General features: G+C 63.8%; 8 protein-coding genes. 2 read left to right on the forward strand and 6 right to left on the reverse strand.

Annotated elements, in window-relative coordinates:
• Window positions 1-237 precede the first annotated feature (237 nt).
• Window positions 238-2,094: a dihydroxy-acid dehydratase gene (ilvD, locus tag ABF821_RS10935; RefSeq protein ID WP_415530022.1), complete on the reverse strand. Its 1,857-nt coding sequence runs from the start codon at window positions 2,092-2,094 to the stop codon at window positions 238-240.
• A gap of 244 nt (window positions 2,095-2,338) precedes the next feature.
• On the opposite strand from ilvD, the gene ABF821_RS10940 reads away from it, so the two are divergent.
• On the forward strand, window positions 2,339-2,818 hold the full coding sequence (locus ABF821_RS10940; protein WP_182975695.1) for a CBS domain-containing protein: 480 nt from the start codon (window positions 2,339-2,341) through the stop codon (window positions 2,816-2,818).
• Window positions 2,819-2,974: 156 nt separating this feature from the next.
• A complete protein-coding gene (locus ABF821_RS10945) occupies window positions 2,975-3,877 on the forward strand; it encodes a LysR family transcriptional regulator (RefSeq protein WP_415530023.1) in 903 nt (300 codons plus the stop codon).
• A gap of 122 nt (window positions 3,878-3,999) precedes the next feature.
• Here the strand turns inward: ABF821_RS10945 and ABF821_RS10950 are convergent, their stop codons facing one another.
• The 5 genes from ABF821_RS10950 to phoU all read right to left on the reverse strand — a co-directional run bounded on the left by ABF821_RS10950 (window position 4,000) and on the right by phoU (window position 9,882).
• Window positions 4,000-5,697, reverse strand: coding sequence for an OprO/OprP family phosphate-selective porin (locus ABF821_RS10950; protein WP_415530024.1), 1,698 nt, complete (start codon window positions 5,695-5,697; stop codon window positions 4,000-4,002).
• A 323-nt stretch (window positions 5,698-6,020) separates the two neighbouring features.
• Entirely contained in the window at window positions 6,021-7,025 is a 1,005-nt protein-coding gene (pstS, locus tag ABF821_RS10955) for a phosphate ABC transporter substrate-binding protein PstS (protein WP_183010707.1), read from the reverse strand.
• Window positions 7,026-7,110: 85 nt separating this feature from the next.
• Window positions 7,111-8,406, reverse strand: coding sequence for an ATP-binding protein (locus ABF821_RS10960; protein WP_415530025.1), 1,296 nt, complete (start codon window positions 8,404-8,406; stop codon window positions 7,111-7,113).
• A gap of 32 nt (window positions 8,407-8,438) precedes the next feature.
• Window positions 8,439-9,161, reverse strand: a complete 723-nt coding sequence (gene phoB, locus ABF821_RS10965) for a phosphate regulon transcriptional regulator PhoB (RefSeq protein WP_183010709.1) — start codon at window positions 9,159-9,161, stop codon at window positions 8,439-8,441.
• Window positions 9,162-9,186: 25 nt separating this feature from the next.
• Window positions 9,187-9,882 carry a phosphate signaling complex protein PhoU gene (gene phoU / locus ABF821_RS10970; RefSeq protein ID WP_182975699.1) on the reverse strand — a complete coding sequence of 232 codons (696 nt, stop codon included), beginning with the start codon at window positions 9,880-9,882 and terminating at the stop codon, window positions 9,187-9,189.
• Window positions 9,883-9,895 lie beyond the last annotated feature (13 nt).

A 9,895-nucleotide genomic window follows, 5' to 3' on the forward strand; every position in this document is an offset into this window, starting at 1 on the left:
AACAGCCTATACATAGGTATATTTCAAAACATGTATGAAAAAATGTCCATGTTCTGAAAACAAATTTCATGAAGCCCGTGTCATCGCACAGATAGGGCTATTTTATGCCCAACTCTTCATCATTTTATGGAAATTTATTGCGCAACGTAACATAAAACAGACATCATTACGTTGTAATGACAAGAAAGCGGCCGAGTTTCCCCAGCAGCTTTCTTTGCCCGACATATTATCCGCGACTTATCCGCGACGGCGAAGCTGCCCCACATCGCGCACCGCGCCCCGCGCGGCGCTAGTGGTCAGCGCGGCATAGGCCTGCAACGCGACCGACACGGAGCGTGTGCGATCGGGCTGCCAGGCGGCCTCCCCCGTCTCTTCCATCTGCAACCGGCGCGCGGAGAGTTCCGCGTCCGGCAGGTCGACGCGCAGGACCCGGCCGGGAATGTCGATCTCGATCACATCCCCTTCGCGCAGCAGGCCGATCGCCCCGCCCTCCGCCGCCTCGGGCGAGATATGGCCGATGGACAGGCCCGAACTGCCGCCCGAGAAGCGGCCATCGGTGATCAACGCGCAGGATTCGGCCAGCCCCTTCGATTTCAGGTAGCTGGTCGGATACAGCATTTCCTGCATGCCGGGACCGCCCTTGGGGCCTTCATAGCGGATCACGACCACATCGCCCGCCACGATCCGGTTGCCCAGGATGGCCGACGCGGCGTCGTCCTGGCTCTCGAAGATCCGCGCCGGCCCCTTGAAGCGCAGCAGGCCCGCCGCCACGCCGGCCGTCTTCACGATCGCACCGTCTTCGGCGATGTTGCCGTACAGCACCGCCAACCCGCCATCCTGGCTGAAGGCGTGCGCGCCATCGCGAATCGCACCGTCTGCCCGGTCGAGGTCGAGCGCACGGTATCGGCTGGCCTGCGAGAATGCCTGCGTGGTGCGCACCCCGCCCGGTGCCGCGCGGAACAGTGTCTTCGCCTCATCGGCCGCGTCAGGCGCCGTCACGTCCCACTGTTCCAGTGCCTGAGCCAGCGATGACGCATGCACCATCGACACCTCGCGGTGCAGCAGACCCAGCCGGTTCAGTTCGCCCATGATGGCGAAGATACCGCCCGCATGATGTACGTCCTCCATATGCACGTCGGCCTTCGACGGCGCGACCTTGCACAGATGCGGCACCCGACGCGACAGCCGGTCGATATCGGCCATGGTGAACGGCACCCCGCCCTCATGAGCGGCAGCCAGCAGATGCAGCACGGTGTTGGTCGAACCACCCATGGCGATATCGACCGTCATCGCGTTCTCGAACGCTTCCATGGTGGCGATGCCGCGCGGCAGGGCACTCACATCGTCCTGCTCGTACCAGCGACGGGCCAAGCCGACGATCCGCCGCCCGGCCTCCAGGAACAGTTCGCGCCGGTCAGCATGGGTCGCCACCAGGCTGCCATTGCCCGGCAGCGCCAGGCCCAGCGCCTCGGTCAGGCAGTTCATCGAATTGGCGGTGAACATGCCCGAGCACGATCCGCAGGTCGGGCAGGCCGACCGTTCGATCGACTGGGATTCGGCATCGCTGACACGCGGATCGGCCGCCGAGACCATCGACGTCACCAGGTCCACATGCCGTTCGATGCCGCCTTCCGTTATCCGGCCGGCCTCCATCGGGCCGCCCGAGACGAAGATGGCGGGGATGTTCAGCCGCATCGCCGCCATCAGCATGCCGGGCGTGATCTTGTCGCAATTGCTGATGCAGACCAGCGCGTCGGCGCAGTGGGCGTTGCACATATATTCCACCGCATCGGCGATCAACTCGCGCGAAGGCAGGCTGTACAACATGCCGCCATGCCCCATGGCGATACCGTCATCGACCGCGATCGTATTGAATTCACGACCGATTCCACCCGCTTCGGCAACTGCGCCGGCGACAAGCTGGCCCAGATCCTTCAGGTGGACATGCCCCGGTACGAACTGGGTGAAGGAATTGGCGATGGCGATGATCGGCTTGCCGAAATCGGAATCCTGCATGCCCGTGGCACGCCACAGGCTGCGGGCCCCGGCCATGTTGCGGCCATGCGTGGTGGTGCGGGAGCGATAGGCGGGCATGATATGTAAAGCCTTTCCGGACAGGGGCGGATCGTTGCGGGGATGCGGCCCCGGTGCGCCGAGTCCCGGCGCGCCCCCCTTATATGAGACGTTTCCCCCCGCCGTGAAGCACCACGCTATCCCCGCCGTGTTCTCACGCCATCATGAACGGATGCAGCCATTGTTCCGCGGCCGGCCCCCCCCATGTGCAGACGGTCGCACCACGCCACTTATGAAGCGTGGACCAAAAAGGAGAAAATACCCCGTGAGCATCCCCGTCCTGCATATCCTCAACGACAAGGGTCCTACCGTCATCACCGTCGGTGTCGAGGAACCCGTCACGGCGATCGCCCGCCTGCTGGCCGAACGCCATATCGGGGCCGTACCGGTCGTCGACACGGCCGGCCACCTTGCCGGCATGGTGTCGGAGCGTTCGATCGTCGATGCCCTGGCGCATCACGGCGCGCGGATCGAGGGCCTGACGGCGCGCGACATCATGACCCGCGAAGTCCCCACCGCAACCCGATCGGAGGATATTCACTCGGTTGCCCGCAAGATGACCCGCCGCCATAGCCGCCATGTGCCCGTCCTCGATGGCAGCGGCCATCTGGTCGGGCTGGTCAGCATCGGCGACATCGTAAGAATGCGGCTGGAGGAAGCCGAGAGTTTGGCCCGCGAGATGCGCGCCTACGTCATGCAGGAGAGCAGTCACGCCCCGATGCCGCCCCAACCGTTCGTCTCCTGACCTCCTGAGCGCGGACACCCGGACCGCCGGCCAATAGCGTCCCGCCGCCGGACCATGGTATGCACCCTTCCTCGCAGAGAGGAAGGATGCTTCCCCTTGGCCGATCCCCGGCGCGGGCCTGCCCCGGTCCGTTCCCCCTAGGGCTTTTCCGGCCAGTTGGCCGCAGTCGATCTGCGCCTGCTGCGTGTATTCCGCACCGTGGCGACGCTTGGCGGTTTCGCGACCGCCAAACTGGCGCTGGGCAAGAGCAAGTCGTCGATTAGCATCGACATCTCGTCCCTGGAGCAGCGACTGCGCATGCGCCTGTGCCGCCGGGGCCGCGGCGGATTCTCCCTGACGCCGGAAGGCCGCGAGGTGCTGCGCGCGACCGACGACCTGCTGCGCGACATCGACCGCTTCCGCGACCGGATCAACATCGCCAGCGGCGTGCTATCCGGCCGTTTCGCGCTCTACGTCATCGACAACATACTGATCTATGGCGAAACCGGCATTATCCATGCGCTGGAGATGTTCGGCCGCCAGCATCCAGAGGTCTTTATCAGCATGACCTCCGCCTCGGCGGCCGATATCGAGCATGCGCTGCTCGACGGACGTGCGACAGCCGCGCTGACCCTGCGGCCGGATGCCCAGCCGGGCTTGAGCGCGAGCATACTGATCTCGGAAACGCTGCATCTTTATTGCGGTCGCCGGCACGCCCTGTTCGACCATGATAGCCCGTTGACGCTGCCGATGCTTGAAGAAGAACGGCTGATCGACGTCTCCGATGCCGCCACGGCATCCGACTGGCCCGCCATCCGCCGCCGCCTGACATTCTCCGCCTCGGCCGAAACCATTGATTCGCGCACGATGCTGATCCTGACCGGCGTCTATCTCGGCTTCCTGCCCGAAGCCTTTGCCGCCCCGCTGGTGCGTGACGGCCAGTTACGCCGGCTTTCCTGCCCCGACCTCCCTCCACTGACGACCCCGTTGCATTTCGTCGTCAAGAAAGACGCCGAAAACAGCCTGATGGCTGACGCGTTCCGCGCGGCCCTGCATGCGGCGTCCGACAACGACGTCTGACCTCTATCTATCCTCAAGACATGAAAACAAAGGGCTCGCGGATAGGATTCCGCGAGCCCTTCATTCCATTAGGACGGTCAGAAGGCGATGCGCATTCCAGCGCGCACCGCCCCTCTGTTCTTTTAGAACGTCGCCTGCACGCGGGCTTCGACCGAGTCACCCGTGCGACCAAGCGTATTCGTCGTCTGCTGGCTACGCGACACGATGAAGTGGCTGTAATCCGCCTTGATCGCGAAATGGCGGTTCGGATACCAGTTCAGACCACCCTGCCAAACCGTCTGCTGGCCGCCATTCACGCCATAGTAGTTGTAATGCTTGCTGGCGCTGAGCGCCGACGGGTCATGTGCATTATCGTTCAGGTCGATGACGCTATAGTGGCCGACGACTTCCAGGGCTCCCCACTTGTCATGGGCCGGATCGAACTCTTCCGTTTCCTTGACGCCAGGCGCACCCCACGCACCTTCCTTCATGTTATACATCCGCGGCGTGCCGAAGATGGTGTAAGCAGCCGCACCATACCAGCCCTGGAAGTTCAGCGTCGGCAGCGTCGCCTGCGAACGCTCGATCCCAACATGATAGTATTCGCCCTTCACGAGCAGGCGGCGCCAACGCAGGCCCAGTTCAGGCCCAGCCGCCCAGACGTGCGAGACGAACGGAATAGTGCCGGTGGCCGACATGCTGCCTTCACCGATATCAAACTCAGGGCGCTGGCCGAACGATGTCGTCCGGTTGTTCGTGCCTGTTCCCTGGACCTTGAATGCCGACATCGTCGACACCCCCACATGCATGTCCCAATCTTTCGTTGCGATCGGCCGACCGGCAACGCGAAACACACCACCGGTCTGACTGTCGACCACTGATCCGCTACCACCACCGTAATAGGTGGCACCATTATCAGAGGGGTTACGATGACCCCATTCCTGACCAGTGAAGTAGCCGGCAATCCACCAACGCTTCTCGTAGTGCATACCACCAACGCTGAACCGCGCATCGCCGGCGGCAATATTGCGTACCATGTCGGTGATGCTCGGACGTTCGAGCGTCATGAAGTCGTTTGAGCTCTCCGCATCCTCTTCGGTCACGCGTGGCTGGAAGTAACCAACCGTCAGCACCGTGTTGCGCAGGCCGGTATAGTTCAGATTACCCTCATACAGGCCGACGTATCCGTCATTATGATTTGCGCCGAAGTCAGGCGTAACTGCCGCCACCCAGTTCTTGTAGCGGAACATGAACGGAATACGCAGACGACGCTGGTTGGTCGTGAAGGCGTTGAACGCACCCTTTGCTTCGTTGCCACGCGGATTATTGGTGATGAAACCGCCAAAATCCTCATGGAATGCCAAGCCGATCGACAGCGCATATTCGCCGTCCTTCGACTGGACTGTAAAGCGCCCGTTGGGGAAACCTATCTTCATGCCGCCAACTGCGACTTCTTCATCGCTCTTCGAAGCTGCCTGGAAATCCTTCCAGGATTCCACCACAGCGCGATCCGACGGCGGCGTGCCGGCACCGGAGGCATTCAGCACACCGACGCTCGGCCGGGTGGGCTCGCCGATATTGATATCATGCGCCATGCGGTTGGACATTTCGGAACGATGCGCCGCAGCGGCCACCCGGGCTGTGCGGGTATTCGTGGTCTCTGGCTCGTTCAGGCGCGCTTTCAGAGCCTTGATCTGGCCCCGCATCTCCAGCATTTCCCGCCGCAGTTCGCGCAATTGCGCGTCCTGCGAGTCGGCTGCCGCAGCGGGATGCATAAGAGAGACGGTGCCCAGCAATGCTGTGGTGCAGAACAAGGCAGAAAGAGAGGATCGCAGACGCATGTCATCCGTTCCGAAGGAGAAGATGACGACTTCGTAAACTGGCCTGCTTTTTTTCGGTGTGATGATTTTATAACTGACTCATGACAGAACGATGACAAAACACCATAAGTAATTGAAATTAAATGATACATATACTGTTGCAAACACACAACACCGCTAGCGGAACAAGCCGCACCCGATGAGACATTTGAAGTATGACAGAAATATTTAAAAGTCACGGCGTACAAATGGATGAAAAATAATCCTCTCCCGGACAGGAGATGACCAATAAAAAAGGCGGGGACCAAGATCCCCGCCTTTTCCACATTCAAGAACCTTGCCTGTTACCAGGCAGCGCGCACAGCGGCCTTCACCGAAGCCGGCAGGACGACATAATCCAGACGACGGGCAGCCGAATCGCCATTATCAAAGGCCCAGCCGAAGAATTTCCGCACCGCAGCGCCCTTATCGGCATCTTTCGGCGGCTTCGGCACCAGCACGTAGGTTGCGGAAACGATCGGCCAGGCGCCCTGGCCCGGCGTGTCCAGCAGGTCGACCGCGAAGTTCGTCGCGCCCTTCCAGTCGGCGGCACCGGCGGCCTTGGCAAAGCTGTCGAGGTTGGCGGTGACGAAATCACCGGCCTTGCTCTTGAGCTGCACCGTCGTCATGTGGTTGCGGCTGGCATAGGCGTATTCGACATAGCCAATGCCGCCTTCGGTGTTGCGGACGGAAGCCGCCACGCCGTCATTACCACGGGCGCCCACGCCACCCGGCCAGGCGATCGAGCTGCCTGCACCGGCGGCATCGTGCCAGGACTGCGATTCACGCGACAGATAGGAGGTGAACACGAAGGTCGTGCCCGAACCATCCGCGCGATGAACCGTCGCGATGGGCAGGTCCGGCAGCTTCAGCCCCGGGTTCAGCGCCGTGATCTTCGGGTCGTTCCAGGAGGAAATCGTGCCTGCATAGATATCGGCCAGCACATCGCCCGTCAGGCGCAGCGCATTGGCGTTCACACCCGGGATGTTCACCACCGGCACGATGCCGCCCATCACGGTGGGGAACTGGAACAGCGAGCCTTTTTCCAGCTTGGCGGCATCCATCGGGGCGTCGGACGCACCGAAATCGACCGTGCCGGCCAGGACCTGGTTCTGGCCCGCGCTGGAACCGACGCTCTGATAGTTCACGGCAACGCCGGTGGCGTTCTTGGCGGCCGCGCCCCAGGCTTCATAGATCGGGGCGGCGAAGCTGGAGCCCGCTCCGGTGATGTCGGCGGCGTGCGCGACGGAAAGGGCAGCCGGACCGGCCGCAACCATAAGAGCGGCAAGGAATTTGACAGGACGACGCATCGGGTTCCGTTCCTGGACGAGCGTGGCAGACAAACCCGGCAGCGGCGACAAGGCGTTGTGGCACGCTTCTCCCGGGTGCCCCCTCCTAGCCCGGATCAGCAGGCGGAGGGAATGATGTGTCCATGACAGTTTCATGACGTTTCGGAGACACGCCGTCGCCGAACGGAAACCAGACGGTAAAGGCCGTTCCCTTCCCTACCGTGCTGTCCACCGTCAGCCGCCCCTCGTGCCGGTCGATGATATGCTTGACGATCGCCAGGCCCAGCCCGGTCCCGGTCCGCCGGGGCGAGTTGCCCTCCACGCGGTAAAAGCGTTCGGTCAGGCGGGGCAGATGGCGTGCCTCGATCCCCGGCCCGTTGTCGGTTACCGTAAAGGCGATTCCCTGCCTGACCCCGCCACCTGGGGCCGCCCCCTGGATCTTGCCCGCGCCCACCACGCCCATCAGCGCCGCCGGCACCGTCTGGCGCACGCGCAGGCCGATCGTCACCGCACGATCGCGTTCATCCGATCCATATTTGATCGCATTCTCGATCAGGTTCAGCAGCACCTGCACCACCTGATCAGCATCACCGGCAAAATCCGGGAGGTCCGCGGGCAGATCGACGATCAGGCTGGCCGGCCCCCCATCCAGCAGGGGCGCGGCCTCGTCGCGCACCCGCGAGACGATCGCGGCGGGACTGACCGTGCCGCGCGGCTTGCGATGCTCGATCATCTGCACGCGCGACAGCATCAGCAACCGGTCCAGTAGGCGCTGCATGCGGGCCGCCTGCCCGGCCATGACCCCAAGAAAACGCTGCTGCGCCTGCGGGTCGTCGGCGGCCGGGCCGCGCAGCGTCTCGATAAACCCCGTCAACGCCGCCAGGGGGGTGCGCAGTTCGTGGCTGGCATAGGCCACGAAATCGGTCCGCATGCGCTCCAGCGCATCGCGCTCGCTGCCGTCCTGAAGGGTAGCCAGCACAACCGACTGGCCGGCTCCGATGCTGATCCGGCGGAACTGCCCGCGCACCGCGCGACGGATCGGCACATCCAGCATCATGTCCACTTCGACCCGCTCACCGTCCCGCAATTCGAGCACAGCGGAAAGCGGAGCCGGATGGCGCATGATCGCGCCGAGACTGTCGCCGAACAATTCCCACGCGCCCGGCCCTGCATGCAGGATTCGCCCCCCGGCATCCAGAACGAGGACGGCCGCCGGCACCAGGTCCAGCGTCTCGATCATGCGTGACAAGACATCGGCCGAGGGCGGAACCGCACGCACGGAATCCCCCGTGGCCACCGACATGGTGGCGGCCCGCCGGCTGGCGATCATGCGCCACCCCAGGACGGCCGCCGCCAGCACGCCCATGCCCGCCACGATATTCTCGGCCACGATTGCGGACATGGTTCAACTCCCGGCGCGCGAAGGCCCCGCAATCAGGGGCGCGGGTCGTCCAGGGCATAGCCCGCGGCCCGGACGGTCCGGACGATATCGCCCTCGCCCGGCCCGTTCAGGATCAGCCGCAGGCGCCGGATATGCACGTCGACCGTCCGCAGTTCCACATGCACCCCACGCTCCCATACCCGTTGCAACAGATCCTCACGCGAGAAGACCTGGCGCGGATTGCGCAGGAAGAACTCCAGGATCCGGTATTCGGTCGGCCCCAGCGCCAGGGCGCGGCCGTTGCGCTCGGCCCGATGGGCGACGGTATCCATCGTCACGTCGCCAAAACGCAGAACCTGCTCCAGCGGCGGCGCACGGCGCAGCAGCGCGCGGACACGCGCCTGCAACGCCTCGATACTGACAGGCTTGACGACATAATCGTCGGCACCGACATCGAGCCCGCGAATATTGTCGGCCTCGCCGGCCCGGGCGGTGAGCATCAGGATCGGCAGCGCGCGGGTGGCCTCCTGCTCGCGCAGGCGCCGGCACACATCCAGCCCCGAGAGGCCCGGCAGCATCCAGTCCAGAATCATCAGGTCGGGCCGGCGCTCCGCGACCCGTGCCAGCGCCTGGTGCCCGTCCTCGGCCACGCCGACCTCGTATCCCATCTTTTCCAGATTATACCGCACCAGCATGAGCAGCGCGTCGTCATCCTCGACCACCAGGACATATGTCCGCCGCCCGCCGCCCGCAGTGCCTTCACCCGTATCCGTCATCGTACCCGACATCATTTCGCTTCCGTCATACCACCGGGAGACCGCGCGGCCTCGCCACCGGCAGTTGCTCGCCTGTCGCGGCGAAATAGACCCGCTCGGCGATATTGGTGGCATGATCGCCGATCCGCTCCAGGTTCTTGGCGATGAACAGCAGATGCGTGCAGGACCGGATGGTACGCGGGTCTTCCATCATGTACGTCACCAGTTCGCGGAACATGGCAGTATAAAGCTCGTCCACCGCCGCGTCGGACTGCCAGACCTCGACCGCGCGCTCGCTGTCCTGCTGGCTCATCGCGTCGATCGCCCGACGCAGATTTTCCTGCACCAGCCGCCCCATGGTGCGCAGACCACCCGGCGAAAGCCTGGCATCGCCGGCCTCCAGCCGCAGAGTGCGGCGCGCGATGCTGGCGGCGCAATCGCCGATGCGCTCCAGATCGCCCGAGATCTTCATCGCCGCCACGATCTCGCGCAGGTCGCCCGCCATCGGTGCCCGCAGCGCCAGCAGGCGGATCGACAGGGTTTCGATCTCGCGCTCCAGCTCGTCCACCTGCGGATCGCGTTCCGACGCCTCCACCGCCGCGTCCTCGTCGCGGTCGACGATCGCGGCCATCGCCATCGCCATCTGGCTTTCGACGATTCCTCCCATGCGGACGAGCATGCCCCGGACCTGATCCAGTTCCTGCTCGTAGCTGCGGACGGTGTGCGCCTGTTCCTTCACCATGCTGTCTTTCCCC

This window comes from Gluconacetobacter sp., assembly GCF_047721585.1.
GTDB lineage: Bacteria > Pseudomonadota > Alphaproteobacteria > Acetobacterales > Acetobacteraceae > Gluconacetobacter > Gluconacetobacter dulcium.